Source organism: Polaribacter glomeratus, from assembly GCF_002954665.1.
Lineage (GTDB): Bacteria > Bacteroidota > Bacteroidia > Flavobacteriales > Flavobacteriaceae > Polaribacter > Polaribacter glomeratus.
Map to the genome: position 1 here is coordinate 1293692 of NZ_MSCM01000002.1, position 17914 is coordinate 1311605.

Consider the following 17914-nt stretch of genomic DNA (forward strand, 5'->3'; position numbering starts at 1 on the left):
AATTAACCACTAATATATAAAAATATACTCACTCATTTTTTAATAAATTATTAAATTGTAAGCTTTTTAACGTTTATATTTTTTATTTCATAAATTAAAAAGGAAAACACGATACTATATTCAATTGCAACAATCCACAAATTTTCTTTCCATGTAGGATTAGAATATCCTTGATAACTTAAAATAACTACTAAGCTCCAAACGATTGGAAATTTATACTTGGTAAAAACCGATAAAATTATAGGAGTTGCTAAATACCAAGGATGAATTGTAGTTGCTGTAAAGTAGTAAAAACACAAGCCAAATAAAAGAGCAGTTATTAACTGAATCATTGTTTTATTCTTTCTAAATAAACTAATTACAATTAAAAAAAGAATAGTTAAAATTGGTAATATTTTTCCAAGAATTGCAATTTCATTATAGCCTCTAAAAAGGTAGCCAATTTCTCTAAAAAGGTAATAGAAACTTGCGTTAAACTCAAAATCTTTAAACCATAAACTTACGGAATTTGTATAGTTTGCAATTAATTCTGATGCGTAAAAAGGAAGAAAAAATAATAATGTTGTTGATAGAACTATACTGTAAAATAAAAATAATTTACTTAATTCGGATAAGCGGGGAATCCTTTTTTTTAGTTGAGTAAACTTCCAAATTATGTCTTTTTCAGAAGCAGATTGCTTCATTTTGTTTGTACTAATATTCGTTTTTACGAACCATTGATAAAATAAAGGAAGAAATAACAACGGAATTAATTTTACAGAAATAGAACAGGCAATTAAAATTGCTGCTAAAACCCATTTTTGTTGTTGTAATTTGTACAGTGCCCAAATTAAAAAGAAAATCATTACCGGTTCAAAATGTAGATTACCAGTTAACTCTATGATTACAAAGGGATTTAATGCATACCAAAAAATATTTTTAATTGGTAGGTTTAAAGTTTCCAAAAGTTTTTTCCCAAAATATAATATTCCTATATCAGCAAAAATAATTAGCAACCTTAAAACAATTACTGATCCAAAGATACTTTTGCTAGAAAATAATGCAGCAATTAAAAAGCACAATTGGTTTAAAGGTGGATAGTTAGAGAAATGGCTTCCGTTTAGTTCGCCCATGCCTTGATACAATTCTGAAGCCTGAGAAATTGGATAAAATTCTTGTTGAATAAATACTTCTGGTACAAATAAATATGGATTAAATCCTTTTAAAATCATCCTTCCATCCCATATAAATCTATAAAAATCTTGTGATAGATTAGGTATTGAAAATAAAAAAATCAATCTAAAAAGAATAGAAATAGCCGCTAAACTAGTAAAAGATAGATTGTTTTGCTTTATCAGAAAGTAAAAACAACCAAAAAGAAAAACCCACAAAAATGTGAGTTTATAAAATTCTGTTCTTTCTAAAAAATAGGCAAATAAAAAATAAAGAATTGTGCTAATTAAAGTTAGTAGCACATTTTTATTTTTTATAAAAAAAGACATTATGCTTTTGAAAAAATCGATTTAAAAAATACGTAACCAAACCCAACAAAAAGCATAAAGTGAAAAGGAAATAGTCCAAAATCACCACCTTGATCGCCTACCACAAAAGCGCTATACATTCCAAAAACAAAATATAGAGCTAATAATCCTTCTAAAATTACGTGAATAGATGGTTTTTTCTTGATGTATTTGTTGTTTTTCCAGCCATCTTTTAGCGTTATGATATTAAATTTCGGAGTTCTAACAAACTCACTCTTTTTACCAAAATGACCTTCTAAAACCGCTATAGTATTGTGTAGTGAAAAGCCCATTGCCACAGAAAAGAAGGTGAAAAAAGCAAATATATATCTAAAGAAATTTTTAAATCCTTTGCCATAAATATTTTTGTACATGTACCAATAACAAACAAAAAATATTAATGAACTAAGTACAAAAAAGCTCATCACATAAAAATAATTTTTTAAATGTGCATATTCGTTTTTAATGTACAACATTGGTATGCTTAAAACAGCTACTAAAAATATGCAGATAAACATAGAGCTGTTTAGCAAGTGTAATAAACCGTGAATTTTTGTTTTAACAGAAATGTTTTTACTGGTAATAATACGTTTTGCCATTTTTTGAAAATTTTCAGCTCCACCTTTATTCCATCTAAATTGCTGCGTTCTAGCAGCACTAATAACCACTGGTAGTTCGGCAGGAGTTTCAACTTTTTCTAGGTATTTGAATTTCCAATTTTTAAGTTGTGCTCTGTAGCTTAAATCGATATCTTCTGTAAGTGTATCACCTTCCCAGTTACCAGCGTCATAAATACATTCTTTACGCCAAACACCTGCAGTTCCATTAAAATTAATAAAATGGCCTTGACTATTTCTACCTACTTGTTCTAAGGTAAAATGTGCATCTAGCATAAATGCTTGAATTTTTGTTAGTGTAGAGTAATTTCTGTTGATATGACTCCATCTTGTTTGAACAACACCTATTTGTGGATCCTTAAAATAAGGAACAGTTTCATACAACCAATTAGGTTTGGGTAAAAAATCTGCATCAAAAATGGCGATAAATTCTCCTTTTGCAGTTTTTAAACCTTCTTTTAAAGCTCCGGCTTTGTAACCTTGTCTGTTAGTTCGTCTAATATGCTGAATATCAATACCTAATTCTTGTACTTTTTTAATATGTTTAGCCGTCATTTCTACAGATTCATCCGTAGAATCGTCTAAGACTTGAATTTCTAGTTTATCAATAGGATAATTTATTTTGGCTATGTTTTTTAGCAACCTTTTCATAACATACAACTCGTTGTAAACGGGCAATTGTATAGTTACGTAAGGAATCTCTTCTGAATTCGTGAAATCGAATTTGACTGAGTTATCTTCTTTGTTTTTATACTTTAAATAGTTAAAAAGTAAATTTAATTGCGCTACTGCGTACATAAAAATGAGCAACAACGAAATGGTGTAAATGACGATAATAAAATATTCTAAAAACATTATTTAAAACTGTATTTAAAAATCCAACCTAAAATTTTAATTCCTGCAAATATAGTACCTTTTATTGTACCTGACACTTTAGAAACACCAATTCTGTTTCTGTATTTCATAAAAATTTCTGTATATGTTAATTTTTGCTTTAAAGCCTTTAATTGCATCTCTACTGTCCATCCATAAGTTTTGTCTTGCATATTTAACGCTAACAGTTTACCATACTTTATAGCTCTAAAAGGGCCTAAATCTGTGAACTTTGCTCTAAACAATAGTTTCATTAAAGAGGTTGCCAGCCAATTTCCAAAAACTTGTTGTGGGGTCATAGAACCCTTTTCTCTTAATTCTTTTACACGAGCACCAATTACAAAATCAATATTATCATTTATAATTGGAGCTATAATTTCGGTTAATTGTTCTGGATAATCAGAATAATCACCGTCTAAAAATACAATAATTTCTGGTTTTATTTCTTGTTTTGAAATATAATCCATTCCTTTTAAACAGGCATAACCATATCCTTTCCTTTGTTCTTTTAAAACGGTTGCACCTGCATTTTTAGCATTTATTTCTGTATTATCCGAAGAATTATTACTGACAACTATTATTTCGTCTACAATTTCTGGGATGTCATTAATAACTTTGGCAATAGAATCCTGCTCATTATAAGCAGGAATAATAACTTTTATAATTGGTTTCATTTATTGTAAATCGCTAAGGGTATTTTCTTTTTTAAAGGATGAAAAATCTCTCCATTCATTTAACTTTTTTCCGTCTTTATATTTAGAAGCTTTTATCAATTTACCTTCTAGATATACCAAACAATACCCGTTTTTTTGATTGTTTTGCAATTGACATTTATGATGAATGTTCCCGTTTTTATCATAAAATAACCACCAACCATATTTTTTTCCAAATTTAAAATGCCCTTGTTTTTCTTTACCCGCATTTTCGCTGTAAAAATACCAATATTTTGTTTCTAAATTATCTTTAAAAAGACCTTCTTTTTTTAGGCTCCCGTTTTCGTAGTAAAATTTCCAATAATCAACCTTAGAGCTATTGAATGTCCAACCTTCTTTTTCTATTTGTCCGTTTGAATAGTATTCTTTTTGATATTTCTTCTGATTAGAAAAACCAAAGGTTGATAGTATAATATATAGTGTAAAGAAATATTTCATTTTATTTTTCGCAATAATTGATAATTGATCACTGAAAACCTATTTTTTATTAATTAATGACATTAAATCAACATCATTTCCTAACAAAATTTCTGTAGGATTAATTCTACCATCTTCTGGTCCATTTTCTAATTTTAGAACACCTCTTGGGCAAACTGCCGAACAAATTCCGCAGCCAACACAACTAGAACGCACAATGTTTTCGCCCTTTTGCGCGTATGCTCTTACATCAATTCCTTGCTCACAATACGTAGAACAATTTCCGCAAGAAATACATTGACCACCATTTGTTGTAATTCTAAAACGCGATTTAAAACGCTGAACAAATCCTAAATAAGCCGCTAAAGGGCAGCCAAATCTACACCAAACACGGTTGCCAAAAATAGGGTAAAATCCGGTACCAATTACACCTGCAAACCAAGCGCCAATTAAGAAACTGTAGGTGTCTTTTATCCATTGAGATTTAATGCCTAAAAAAGACTGTGTTCCAGAAAAATAACAATACAAAGTAACGGCAGTCATCAGTAAAGAAAATGCTAAAACAGCATGAATTAACCATCGTTCTAGTTTCCAGGATTTTAATGTTTTGTCTGAGTTTTGTCTGTAAGGATCGCCTAAAGTTTCTGCCAAACCACCACAACCACAAACCCAAGAACAATACCATCTTTTACCAAAGAAATATACCATTACTGGTACAATTACCAGGGTTAAAACAATCCCCCAGACTAAAATAAAGATTCCAATTCCGCCACTATTTTTAAGACTTTCTATATTCCATTCAAAGAAAAAATCATAGTCTAAAGGAAAGGCACTTTTAAAATCGTAACCAGGCATATTTAAACTGGTCATTATTTCTGGAATTAAAAAAGCAAATACAATTTGAAAGAATAAAACAGAAGTTGTTCTTACAATTTGATATTTATTATGTCTATACTTAATGTACATTCTGGTACCCATTACCAACATAATTGTACAGTATAAAAAGCCATAAACAAACCATTGGCTTGCATCGCCGCCATTTAAAAAGTTGCTAATTGGATCAAAAATAAACGTCCAGTTTACCAAATAATCTGGTCTAAAATAAAGCACTAAATAAAAAGTAACTAAATAAACAAGCACTAACCAAGCTATCCAACCACGATTTGTAGCCGATTCGTGGTAAATTCCGTCGTTTTTTATACCTGGTTTTCCTAACAAAATAAGATTCGGAAGAATAAATAATAAAGCACCGATAATACCTAGTCCAAAAGTTAAAAACCAAACGAGACCAGGGTTCTCTTTAATGAATCCTTTGCCTGATTTTTTAGCTAATTCGTAACTTAAACTGTGAGGTTTTCCAAAGATTTTATATTCGTATTGTTCACTTTTTTTAGCCCAGTTTTTTTCTGCGCTATATTTTGCAATTTGTGCATCATAATAATTATTTGAGGTTTCAAAAGCTGCGGTTACTTTGCTCGAAAATTCAAAAATATTAATGTTATTAGAGGTAACAATTGCTTTAGAAAGGGCTTCTTTTAAAACATCACTTTTATAGCCCTTATCAGAGATATAAGAATTTAATTCTTTTTGCGTTAAGTTAAATGAACCTGTAAAAATGGATGTCGTAAAGATTGTTAATCCAATAATAAAGACAACTAAACCTATGTTTTTTATAAATTTCACAATAATATATTAGTTTTATGATAAATTAATTTGGTTAATTTTTTTCTATCTAATGATTCTTAAATACTAAAAATCCGTTTCCAACTTTTCTTTTTTAATTGGATGTTTGTATTGTTTTCTTGATTGAATTTCGCCACAATTTCTGCTTCATGCAGTTTGTAAAATTCAGGATCAAAATTAGCATCCGCTAAATATTCTAAAACATGTTCAATCGTTTTATTTTTGGATAACCATTTATCAAAAATTTCATGGCGCATTCGAATCCCGAAGGTATTAATTCCTAAAAATTGTCGAGAGTTTGCATTATAAGAAATTGTAATGCATTTATTTTCTTTTGGATGCTGCCATTGAAAATAAGTTTCATTTTCCTGCTTATTTCGTTCACTAAAAACCCAACCATAGGTTTGGTATTCTATGTCTAAAAATTTAGCCGAATTAAACCAATGACCTGGTTTGTATTCGGTTTTATTGTCGCAAATTGTTTGCGCAACCGTTTCTCCCATCATTCTACCTGTATACCAAACTGCTTCAATAGTTCTTCGTTGCCCAATTGCTTCGTGTTGTTCGGCACAATCGCCAATTGCATAAACATCAGCAATATTAGTTTCTAAAAAGCGATTTACTAAAACACCTTTTTTTATGTCAATTTTTGAACCTTTTATAAAATCGATATTTGGCGTAACACCAGCAGTTAAGCCAACAACATTACATTCAATTTCTTCGCCAGTTTCTTCTATAATTACCGAAGTTACTTTACTGTTTTTATCCGCTTTAATTTCTTTTAAATTGGTGCTTAAACGTAAATCTATATGATGTTCTAAAATATGTTTATTAATCATTTCTGATTCTTGAGCAGGTAAAACCCCGTTCCAAAAACTATCTTCTCGAACCAAAAAAGTAACCGGAATTTTTCTGCTTACTAGCATTTCTGCCAATTCAATTCCTATTAATCCGCCACCAACAATTACCGCTCTTTTGCAAACGATATTATTAGGCGCATGTTTTTCTAAGTTTTCTAAATCTTGTTTGTGATACATGCCCATAACACCTTCTAAATCTTGACCTTTCCATCCAAATTTATTAGGTTTAGAACCTGTGGCAATAATTAATCGGTCATAAGAAATTGTAGAAGTATCTTTAAAAATTAATTTTTTTTGATCAGTATTTATATTTTCTACCAAACCTTCTTTTAGATCGATGCGATTTTTTTTCCAAAACCAATTTTCATAAGGTTGCGTATGTTCAAATTTTTGATGCCCCATGTACACATACATAAGCGCAGTTCTAGAAAAAAAGAATTTAGATTCTGCCGAAACTACTGTAATTTTTTTGTCAGAATTTTTTCTGATATGTCTTGCAGCGGTAATTCCTGCAATTCCATTTCCAATAATAACAACATGCTCCATAATTGATTGATTTCTGCTTTAAGTCGATGTTAAAGTTAAGACCTTAATAGCGAAAACTAATTTAGAATAGTTATAAATAGAAAAACATTTTAAAAAATTGTAAGTATTTAGAGGTTCTAAAGACATAAAATAGAATAATAGTAAAGCTACAAAACTATCAGAAAAATGAAAAATAGATTTTTAAAGAGTACCTGTATTGCAATGATATTTGTCAGTTTTAATGCTGTTGCTCAACAAGATGATAGTGTAAAAAGTAACATACAAACGTATACGCCATCAAAATTATTAAACAAAGGTCAGTGGGATATTAAGTTTTTTAACAATCTATATACAGAAACGAAAGGTAATTATAACGGTGTTAAAGCGGATAAAGCAAGAGCAACCTTTTTTACATCAACCGTAGATATTTTTACAGGTATTTCTGACAACAACCGCCTAAATATTGGTTTATTATTAGAATACAGAACAAATGTAATAAATGGTAAAAGTGCAACAACTGTTTTTAATTTTGCTGATGATACTAGTTCAAGAAATGGAGTATCCTCTTTTGCACCCGCTTTAAAATGGCAACCAATATCAAAGGTTGGTAATTTTTCTGTTCAAAGTGCGTTCCATATTCCCTTAATTGCTGATGAAATAGATGTAAACGGAGTTTTTTTAGATCAAACTGCACTTACATTTCAAAATCGTTTTTTCTATGATTACACGTATCCAAGCGGAAAATGGCAGTTATTTACAGAATTAAATACAGAGTATAATTTTGGTGATGAAGCTAGTTTTGCAAACAAAACTTTTGTGTTAGCGCCGGGTATTTTTATGAGTTATTTTCCAAGTGATAAAACAACTGTTTTAGGATTTGTACAACATTATCAAAGAATAGGTGATTTTAATCAAGACTTTACATCCGTAGGTTTTGGAGGAAAATACCAGCTAAATACCACCTTAAATTTAGAGGTTTTATATAGTAAGTTTGTAAGAGGAAATGATACCGGTTTAGGACAAAGTTTTAACATTGGCTTAAGAGCTTTGTTTTAATTAAAATTAGTATTTTTAAAGAGATTTATGAAAACAACGAAATTTCTTTTTTTAGCACTCATCTTTTTACAAATATCTTGTAAAAGTCAAACCAAAAAGATTAACGGACTAAGTTTTGTGGCGTCAAGAGATAAAATTGATACTACACACACGAACCCTGTTTTAAAGGTTCAAAGTAATTATGTTGCATTGATGCCTTTTGGTTTTATAAAAGAATTGGCATCGCCTAAAATTACACACAATACAGACAGACAGTGGTTTGGCGAAACAAAAAATGGCTTGTTGCAATATGCAAAAGAGTTTCAAAAGAATGATGTAAAAATTATGGTGAAACCTCAAATTTGGGTTTGGCGAGGAGAGTTTACAGGTTTAATAGAAATGCATTCTGATGAGCAATGGAAAATTCTAGAAGATTCGTATTCAGCATTTATTTTAACATACGCAAAAGCAGCCCAAGAAATAAGTGCAGATATGTTTTGTATAGGAACAGAACTAGAAAAATTTGTGATGCAAAGGCCTCAATATTGGCAAAGCCTAATTAAAGAAATTAGAAAAGTGTATAAAGGAAAACTAACCTATGCCGCAAATTGGGATGAGTATAAAAGAGTGCCTTTTTGGAATGAAATCGATTTTATTGGTATTGATGCATATTTTCCTTTAAGTGATAAAAAAACACCAACTGTGCAAGAGTTAGAAATTGGCTGGAAACCTCATAAACAAGAAATTATAAGAATTCAGAAACAATATAATAAACCAATTTTATTTACAGAATTTGGGTATAGAAGTGTTGATTATAATGCAAAAAAACCTTGGTTTGTAGATAATATAGAAGGTACTATTAATTTACAAGCACAAGTAAATGGCTTGCAAGCTATACATAATCAATTTTGGAAAGAAGATTGGTTTGCTGGTGGTTTTGCCTGGAAATGGTTTCACAAACACCAAGAAGTTGGTGGCGGAAACAACAACAGATTTACGCCACAAAACAAACCAGCAGAAGAAACACTTAGAAGATTATACAAACAATAACTTTTTTAAATATGATAAATGTTGTAAATTAAAAAGTGAATTATAAGTAACTTTGTGTTACAACCTCTAAAAATTTTATGATGAAAAAAATAATAGTACCTATAGATTTCTCTAACCATTCTGAATATGCATTAAAAGCTGCAGCACTTTTATCAAAAAAAGTAGACATAGAAATTTATGCTTTGCATATGTTAGATATTCAAGAAGTTAACTTGTCTCAAAGCGCAGACTTTAGTCAAGAAAAAGCAGTTTTCTTTTTAAAATTAGCAGAGGTTCGGTTTAAAAAGTTTTTGCAAAAAGACTATTTAAAAGGGGTTAAGGTTATCCCTATTATTAAACATTACAAAGTTTTTAGCGAAATAAATGCCATTGCAAAAGAAGTAAGTGCAGATTTAGTTATTATGGGATCTCACGGCGCTAGTGGTTTAAAGGAATTCTTTATGGGTTCTAATACAGAAAAAGTTATTAGATATTCTGATTTGCCAGTCTTGGTAATTAAAAACGATTTGTTAGATGTAGATTTTTCTGATATCGTTTTTGCAACTGATTTCTCTGAAGAATCCATACCAGCATTTAATAGAATGTTAGCTTCTTTAGCGTTTTTAAACGCAAAAAAGCATCTGTTGTATGTGAATCTACCCAATGAAAAATTTAAAACTACTCCAGAAATGGATGCTTTAGCAAACAATTTTTTAATGAAAGCAGAAGGAAATACAGACAGATTAATAAATGTTAATTTTGTTTGTGCAAAATCTATCGAAAACGGAATTTTAAGTTTTTCAAACGCAGTTGGCTCAGACTTAATTGTGCTAAGTACGCATGGTAGAAAAGGCTTGTCTCATATTTTTGCGGGTAGTATTTCTGAAGATATTTCAAATCATTTGGCATTACCAATTATGACATTTAAAATTTAATTTTTTGTTTATAATTTAAGGTTCTAAGGCTGAATCTTATTTGATAAATCGAACACACTAAAATTAGTTGTTGCACAAAAATGAAATTTAAACATTGGCTACTTTTTTTGCTTTTTTTTACATTGATTTCGGCTGTTTTTTCGCAAGAAAAAAAAGTTTTAGAAGTTGAAATTAAAGGAGCGAAAAAAACAAAAATTTCATTTTTAAGAAACTTTTTAAGCACCAAAATAAATACTACTTTAGATTCAACGATTTTAGAGAAAGACATAATTCAGTTAAAAAGATTACCAGCAATTAGTCATGCATACTACCAAATTTCTCATAACTATGATAATTATTACAACGTTTTAATTACTGTTGAAGAAAACTTAACGATTACTCCAGATATTAATTTCTGGACAACTACAAACAAACAGTTTGCGTATAAATTAGGGTTGTACGATTATAATTTCTTAGGAAGAAATATTGCCTTCGGCGGATTTTATCAAAACAACCGATTTGATTCGTACGCCATTAATTTTAGTGCTCCAAATCTGTTTTCTAGAAAATGGGGGTTAAAAATAAATCATCAAAACTGGAAGAGCGAAGAGCCCTTGTATTTTAAAGATAAGAGCGCAAATTATGTGTACAATAATATTTCTTTTGAAGTTTTAGGCGTGCATCAAATTAATTTTGAAAATCAAATTCAATTCGGGTTCAACCTTTTTAAAGAAAAGTATCAATATTTATCTGGCTTTACAGATCCAGAAATTCCACAAGCTTTAAATCTCAATAAAACACTTTTTAAACTCGTTTATACGTTTGACGATTTAGATTATTTGTATCAATATGTATGCGGATTTAAAAGCGTCTTGTACGCACAATACGTGCTTACAGAAAATGATTATCAGAATGATTTTTATATTTTTTGGAATGATTTTTTCTATTACAAAAGAATTGGCGAAAAGGGAAATTGGGCAAATAGAATGCGTTTTGGTTTATCATCAAATGAAAACACACCTTTTGCACCTTTTGCTTTAGATAACAACGTGAACCTGCGAGGTGTTGGTATTTTGGTTGATAGAGGAACAGGAAGCATTGTTTGGAACACAGAATACAGACACACAATTTACGATAAAAATTGGCTAACAATACAAACAAATCTGTTTACAGATTTTGGCGCTTGGAGAAATCCTGGAGGCGAAATTAATGACTTTTTAAAAAGTGAAAACTTGCACATGTATTCTGGTTTTGGGCTGCGCTTTATTAGTAAAAAAATATACAATGCTACTTTTAGAATCGATTATGGTTTTAGGGTAAATAATAATCAAAATGATTCAAGAGGAGGCTTGGTTTTTGGTATTGGGCAATATTTTTAATTATTATTGTATTATTAAAAATAGTTTAGTTTTATAGATACTTCTGAAATAAAGAGTTTTTTTTTAAAGAGCAGCTTATTTTTTTAGAATTCGTTTTAAGACAATAAAAAAGAGATTTTTTCCTTTTATTTACAGTTCATGGTTAATTGCAGTCAAGTTTTGGTTCTTGGCGCTAGAATCGATAGCAGTCTTGTCATTGCTTATCGGTCAAGATTGATTTTTAATCTAATTTTAATCCAAAATCCTTTTCTTTTTTTTGATAAATAGTTAATTTTACAAAAAAAATTACATGAGCACTTTTGCAATTGGCGACATTCATGGCGGATTAAAAGCCTTACTTCAGGTTTTAAATAAGCTAGAAATTAAAGAAGAAGATACACTTATTTTTATGGGCGATTATGTAGATGGTTGGAGCGAATCTGCACAAGTCATCGATTTTTTAATCAATCTTTCAGAGAAATTTAATTGCATTATTATTAAAGGAAACCATGATTTTTGGTGTCAAAATTGGTTAAAAACTGGTGTTGTGCACCCTTCTTGGTACATGCACGGCGGTAAAGAAACAATGGATAGTTATGACGGTTTTGCTGATGAAAAAAGACAACAGCATCTACTTTTTTTAGAAAACTTGCCATTATATTATTTAGACAATCAAAATAGATTGTTTCTGCATGCAGGTTTTACTTCTGTTCATGGCGTTGAACATGAAAAATTTCAAGAACTTTTTTATTTAGATAGATCTTTGTGGGAAATGCTTTTGGTAATGGATACAAGTATTCAAAAAGTCTCTATGTTTTATCCGAAGAGATTATTACACTATAAAGAAATATATATTGGTCATACACCAACAACAAATTACAATGAACCTTGGCCAATGAATATTGCCAACGTTTGGAATATTGATACTGGTGCTGCTTTTAAAGGAAAAGTAACCGGAATAAATATTGATACAAAAGCTTTTGTTCAAAGCGATAGTTTACCAAGTTTATATCCTGATGAAAGAGGTCGTAATAAGTAATTTTATTTTTTTTCTAAAGGATAAAATTCTTGTTCGATGAAATTTTTCGGAAAATGTTCATCACCGTCAAAACCTAATTCGATATCTCTACCAGAATACGGAATGTAATTTGTTTTAAAAAGATAATCCCAAATGCTTAAAGTAATGGCAAAATTAACACCATTGCTTCTTTCTTTTGGCAACTCTTTTGCATGATGCCAAATATGCATTTTTGGGTTGTTTAAAACATATTTTAAAAAACCATAATCCCAATTAATATTTGCGTGATTTAAATGCCCAATGGTAATATTAAAGAAATGAACTAGTGCAACATCTTGTGCAGAAAAGCCACCAATAATTGCCAACGGAATGTATTTTATAGAACTGTAAATTACTGGTTCCATCCAATGATAACGCAAATGAGCAGCAAAACCCATTTGTTTTACAGAGTGATGTACTTTGTGAAAATTCCAAAGAAACTCGAATTGATGTAACAATCTATGAGTGCACCATTGCACAAAATCTACCACCACAAAAAAGATTAAAATTCTAGCCCAAAAAGGCAGCGCGTTGATTTCTACTAATTGAAAATCAGCAATTGATATATTTATAACTCCTAAAACGTCATTAAACAATTGTGCCGCTGTATTTGACAAAGCAATAAGTACAATTAGGTTTAATAAAAAGAAGTTGAAGAACATGTAAAAGATATCTAGCCAAAAATCTTTTCTAAAAATAGCTTGATTTTTGCGCCATGGAAACAGCATTTCTAAACCCCAAACAACCAACGAAATTAGGATTAATCCGTAGAAATAATTTTCCCAATTAAGCTCCATCAATACAGATTTTTGGATGTAGTTCCAATAACCAGTGTAAGAGTTTTTTATGATGTCTAGGTATTTGTTCATAATACATGCAAAGTTACGAAGACTATCGCTATTTTTAAAGTTATGAGTACGTAATTACTTGGGTTAAAAGTTTAAATATCCATTTTAAATATTTGGAGTACGCCGATCGTTTGTGAAAAAAATAATATTTATCAAAAGATTATCACAAAGAAAAACAGAGTATGTATTCTAGTTTTTTTTATTTACTAAATTACTACTTGTTAATGTTTCATTAATACTAATATGATCTGGCGCTAGACCTTAACCTATGCATAGGAAATCGTCTCATAAATTAAGACAGCTTTTTTGTTTATCTTAAAAGAGAAAAAATAGAATTTAAATTGTTGCAATTTTTATTCTTTTATTAGAAAATGTGCTATTATTTATGAGCATTAAAAAACAGGTTTTAACATTCTTTATAAAGTATTTGGGTTTAATTGATAATAAAAATACTTAAATTAAGTAATTAATGTATATTTGCGCAATTATCTTTACGTTTTTTTACTTAAACATAAGATTGGCCCTAAACATTTTTATTGGAGCGTTCCTCACCGCTGAAAAGTAGAATTATCTACAGATATTAATAATGTTATAAAACTTAACCAAACCTATGTTTAAAAAAATTACACTTATTCTTGTAAGCTTCTTGTTTGCAATTACCGCAACGTTTAGTAATAATGATTCATTCTTCTATGAGAATGATATTTTTACTGTTATCAAAAAATCAATTGAAAATAATCGTGTAACTGCATTTTCTAGTAAAGTTGAGAGTGAAGAACTTTCGTTTTTTATTCAGGATTCAGAATTCAGTAGCTTTATTCGGAGAGCAGCAGCAAACAATGCAACATTAACCTTGAACAGTGTAGCATCATCTAACTCAGTATTGGTAGATGCACCAGCAACAATCACCTCATTTAGTCCCTTATCAGGAGATGTAGGAGAAACGCTTACCATAACAGGAACGAACTTTAATACAACACCCGCAAATAATATTGTATTTTTTGGGGCGACTAGCGCAGTAGTTAGCGCTGCAACAGCGACCAGCTTAACAGTTACTGTGCCTTCTGGTGCAACGTATGCGCCTATTACTGTGTTAAATACAGAAACTATATTGGCAGTTTATAGTAGAATCCATTTTAATCCAACATTTACACCCAATAACGAAAATATCACCTCAAATGATTTTGATAATTCATTAGGTTTTTCTGTTGGTACTCAACCAGGTGGTGTTTCTATTGGAGATATAGATGGCGACGGTAAACCGGATCTGATCGTTTGTAATTTTAATGCCAACACATTATCTATATTACGAAATACAGGTAACCCAGGTACTATTAGTTTTGCCGATAAAATAGACATATCAGTTTCTGGGCAACCAAGAAATGTAGCCATAGGAGATATTGATGGTGACGGTAAACTAGATATTGCTGCATCTAGCCATTATGGCAGCGGAGTTAGTATATATCTTAATACAAGTACTCTTGGCAATGTTAGTTTTGGAAATCGTGTCGACGTTCTTAGTGCCTCTAGTAGTCCAAATGGTATGACTTATTGGGTTGAGCTAAGTGATATAGACAGTGATGGAAAGTTAGATATTGTATATGCATTGGGTAGACAAAATCTAGTCGGTATACAAAAAAACACAAGTTCACTCGGCGTTGTAAGTTTTGGTCCTGAAATTACTTTTGGTTCAAGTAATGGTACTTATAATTTGGCAGTAGGAGATATTGATGGAGATGGTAAACCAGATATTGCGGTTACTGCTTCAAATCTTGATAAAGTCTCATTATTACGCAATACAACAACATCTGGTAGTATATCCTTTGAACCTCAGGTTCTTATTGTGACCACCAGTCGTTCTACTCCAGTGAAATTAGCGGATATGGATGGCGACGGAAAGCTAGATTTAATCGCAAACCCTAGTATTTTTAGAAATACTAGCGTATCAGGAAGCTTTTCTTTTGATACTAGATTAGATCTTCCTCATAATGGTTTTTTTGAGATAGGCGATATAGATGGAGATGGTAAGCCAGATTTTGTACAAAGTCATAATACTTATTCTAATGCTTCAGTTCGCAGAAATACAAGTACTATTGGCAGTTTATCTTTTGATGCTGCTACAATTTTTTCAGGGAATACCTATCCTAACGGTATAGTCCTTGGCGATATGGATGGAGACGGAAAAACAGATGTTGTTATTACTAATTTCGCTTCGAGTTCAGTTTCAGTAACAAGAAACAATCCTGTATCTCCTTTATCTAACAATGCCAACCTTTCTGCCTTAACAACCACAGCTGGCGCGTTAAATCCAATATTTGCAACAAGTACATTAGAATATACAACAGCAGATGTTAGTAATGCAACAACAAGTATTACAGTTACCCCAACAACAGCAGATGCAAATGCAACAATCACAGTAAACGGAACAACAGTAAATTCTGGCGCAGCATCGGATGCTTTAGCTTTAAGTGATGGTTTAAATACAATTACAATTATAGTAACAGCGGAAGATGCTTCTACTAAAACGTATTCATTAACAGTAAATAGACAAGAACCAATTAACAACAATATAATTTCAGAAAATCAAACAGTTTGTGCAGGAGATGATTTTGCTATTTTAACAGGCAGTGTTGCCGAAGGTGGCGACGGTTCTAATTATACTTATTTGTGGGAAAGCTCAACTACAGGTTTAATAAATGAATTTACTCCAGCAAGCGGCACAAACAATACAAATAATTATTCACCAGCTGGTTTAACGCAAACCACTTGGTATAGAAGAACAGTTACTTCAGGCACTCTTACTGATACATCTGAAAACGTAGAACTTATAGTTAAGCCTTTAGTTACAGTTGACCAACCCGAAAATATTTTAGCAGATTCGGGCACTAGTATTGATGCAATTTCTTTTTCTGGAACTGCTCAAGGGTATACTTGGACGAATTCTCAACCAGGTATAGGACTTGCTTCAAGCGGAACAGGATCTATTCCATCATTTATGGCTGCCAATACAACTGGAGGGCCAATAGTTGCTACTATAACAGTAACACCCAAAGATGCAGCATATGCATATATCGCAAACTTTCAATCCAATGATGTTAGTGTAATTAATACTTTAAGTGATGTAGTAATTACCACTATACCTGTAGGTACTCTACCATCTAATGTAGCTGCAAATCCAAATGGAAGTGCAGTATATGTTGTAAACAAGCAGTCAAACAATATATCTGTAATCAGTACAGCAACAAACACGGTAACAGCAACTATTGCGCTTACAAATCCTACTTCATCTACTGTTAGTCCAGATGGTAGCACGCTTTATGTGTGTTATAATATTAACAAAGTTGCCATTATCAGTACTGCAACAAACTTGGTTACAAGAACAATTACTTTGCCATCCAGTGGCTATGCCCAAGGAATTATAACATCACCTGATGGTAGTAAATTATATATTGCTAATACCAGCGATTTTAAGGTCGTTGTTTATGAAACTATAAATTACAACTTATTGGCCAATATACCTTGTCAAGTATCTCCTGCACACTTATCAATTACCCCAGATGGTAGCACCGTTTATGTGACCAATGCGCAGTCAAAATCAGTTTCTGTAATTAATACGGCAACAAATACAGTAATAACCACTATAGGTGTAGGAGGCTTATACCCTGGTTCTAATTGCATGAGTCCAGATGGTAAGACATTGTATGTCGCAAATTCACAAGGTAATTTTGTATCTGTTATCAATACAGCAACTAATAGAGTTACTAAAAATATTTCTGTTGCAAGTCCTTATGGACTTTCTTTAACTCCAGATGGTGCTAAATTATATGTGAACAATCGCGGGAATGGTGTAGTTGTCATCAATACAAAAACTGAGGCTGTCGTTGGTACTATTACTGTTGGATCACTTCCTGTCTCTGAAGGAGGTAATTTTATTAGTCAAACCCAAGGTTGTCCAGGAAGTTCAAAAACATTTACCATTACGATAAATGACGCAACAGATCCAGTAATTACAACAACTGCTATAGTTGCAGATATAAATGAAGGTCTTACAGCTTTAGGCTCTGTTTCTGCAGATGAAGATGTAACTTGGTCTATTACAGGAACTGGAGTAGGTATTGATGTAGATGGTATAATTACTTTAGATGCTGCTGCAGTAGCTGGTACTACGTATACTTTTACGATAACTGCAACCGATGGATCAGGTAATGAGACATTAACTAGTGAGTTTTCAATAACGGTTAATGATATAACAATACCAGAAATTACATTAACAGGAGCAAACCCACAAGTATTAGAGGTAGAAGATGCGTATACAGAGTTAAATGCAGCTGCAACAGATAATTATGACGACAATACTACGTTAACAGGAACGATTGTTATTGATGATAGTGCTGTTATTGCAGGTACTATAGGTTCATACATCGTTACGTATAATGTAACAGATGCAAATGGTAATGAAGCAGTAGAAGTAGAAAGAACGGTACAT

13 protein-coding genes are annotated in these 17914 nt (G+C 31.2%); 6 read left to right on the forward strand and 7 right to left on the reverse strand.

Features of this window, described 5'->3' with window-relative positions; translation table 11 throughout:
• Window positions 1–50 precede the first annotated feature (50 nt).
• Genes BTO16_RS15745 through BTO16_RS15770 form a run of 6 tightly spaced genes read right to left on the reverse strand, consistent with a single transcriptional unit; the run spans window position 51 to window position 7208 of the window.
• On the reverse strand, window positions 51–1481 hold the full coding sequence (locus tag BTO16_RS15745; RefSeq protein ID WP_105022601.1) for a mannosyltransferase: 1431 nt from the start codon (window positions 1479–1481) through the stop codon (window positions 51–53).
• The gene (locus BTO16_RS15750) at window positions 1481–2971 is read right to left on the reverse strand and encodes a cellulose synthase family protein (protein WP_105022602.1); all 1491 of its coding nucleotides are present in this window, start codon (window positions 2969–2971) and stop codon (window positions 1481–1483) included. The genes BTO16_RS15745 and BTO16_RS15750 overlap by 1 nt, the downstream gene beginning before the upstream one ends.
• Complete coding sequence (locus tag BTO16_RS15755) at window positions 2971–3663, reverse strand: glycosyltransferase family 2 protein (RefSeq protein ID WP_105022603.1); 693 nt, start codon at window positions 3661–3663, stop codon at window positions 2971–2973. The genes BTO16_RS15750 and BTO16_RS15755 overlap by 1 nt, the downstream gene beginning before the upstream one ends.
• Window positions 3664–4140 carry a toxin-antitoxin system YwqK family antitoxin gene (locus tag BTO16_RS15760; protein WP_105022604.1) on the reverse strand — a complete coding sequence of 159 codons (477 nt, stop codon included), beginning with the start codon at window positions 4138–4140 and terminating at the stop codon, window positions 3664–3666.
• 39 nt (window positions 4141–4179) lie between these two features.
• Window positions 4180–5802 (reverse strand): 4Fe-4S binding protein, encoded by a 1623-nt coding sequence (locus BTO16_RS15765; protein ID WP_105022605.1) that lies wholly within the window; start codon window positions 5800–5802, stop codon window positions 4180–4182.
• A 59-nt stretch (window positions 5803–5861) separates the two neighbouring features.
• The gene (locus tag BTO16_RS15770; protein ID WP_105022606.1) at window positions 5862–7208 is read right to left on the reverse strand and encodes an NAD(P)/FAD-dependent oxidoreductase; all 1347 of its coding nucleotides are present in this window, start codon (window positions 7206–7208) and stop codon (window positions 5862–5864) included.
• 165 nt (window positions 7209–7373) lie between these two features.
• Here BTO16_RS15770 and BTO16_RS15775 point away from each other — a divergent pair, with 165 nt between their 5' ends.
• From BTO16_RS15775 to BTO16_RS15795, 5 genes are all read left to right on the forward strand, one after another.
• A complete protein-coding gene (locus BTO16_RS15775; protein WP_245892132.1) occupies window positions 7374–8243 on the forward strand; it encodes a hypothetical protein in 870 nt (289 codons plus the stop codon).
• Between the two features lie 27 nt (window positions 8244–8270).
• On the forward strand, window positions 8271–9272 hold the full coding sequence (locus BTO16_RS15780; RefSeq protein ID WP_105022608.1) for a glycoside hydrolase family 113: 1002 nt from the start codon (window positions 8271–8273) through the stop codon (window positions 9270–9272).
• 80 nt (window positions 9273–9352) lie between these two features.
• Entirely contained in the window at window positions 9353–10186 is an 834-nt protein-coding gene (locus BTO16_RS15785) for a universal stress protein (protein WP_105022609.1), read from the forward strand.
• An 80-nt stretch (window positions 10187–10266) separates the two neighbouring features.
• A complete protein-coding gene (locus tag BTO16_RS15790) occupies window positions 10267–11544 on the forward strand; it encodes a BamA/TamA family outer membrane protein (protein ID WP_105022610.1) in 1278 nt (425 codons plus the stop codon).
• Between the two features lie 289 nt (window positions 11545–11833).
• Window positions 11834–12562 (forward strand): metallophosphoesterase family protein, encoded by a 729-nt coding sequence (locus BTO16_RS15795; RefSeq protein WP_105022611.1) that lies wholly within the window; start codon window positions 11834–11836, stop codon window positions 12560–12562.
• A 2-nt stretch (window positions 12563–12564) separates the two neighbouring features.
• On the opposite strand, the gene BTO16_RS15800 is transcribed toward BTO16_RS15795, so the two are convergent.
• Window positions 12565–13449 (reverse strand): sterol desaturase family protein, encoded by an 885-nt coding sequence (locus tag BTO16_RS15800; RefSeq protein WP_105022612.1) that lies wholly within the window; start codon window positions 13447–13449, stop codon window positions 12565–12567.
• A 589-nt stretch (window positions 13450–14038) separates the two neighbouring features.
• Here BTO16_RS15800 and BTO16_RS17690 point away from each other — a divergent pair.
• Window positions 14039–17914: FG-GAP-like repeat-containing protein (locus BTO16_RS17690; RefSeq protein ID WP_170064480.1), on the forward strand; the 3876-nt coding region annotated here is incomplete at its 3' end.